This window comes from Bacillus sp. JJ1122 (assembly GCF_036964885.1).
GTDB lineage: Bacteria > Bacillota > Bacilli > Bacillales > Cytobacillaceae > Mesobacillus.
On the sequence record NZ_JBALQL010000027.1, the window covers coordinates 43,215 to 43,462 of the forward strand.

At 27.0% G+C, this 248-nt stretch carries 1 pseudogene; it reads left to right on the plus strand.

What is annotated here, in order from left to right:
* A pseudogene (locus V7201_RS16870) lies at window positions 1-248 on the plus strand (hypothetical protein); the annotation flags it as partial.

Genomic DNA, 248 nt, shown 5'->3' on the forward strand with positions numbered 1-248 from the left:
GAAAAAAGATAAAAAAATGGTGTTTTTAATCCCCTATTTTGTTCCTCAATTATGGGCAATAATTTCTTGTCTTTATATTGAACACGGCAAAATTTATATTACAGAACAAGCGAGATATGCAGTAGAAACAGGGGCTACAGCTAGACTGGTTATATATAATTTAATTTTAATTATTGCAGTGTTTTTATCTTTAAATATATTTAAAAATACAAGCGAAAAGTTAATTCATAGGAGAGATCTATTAATAC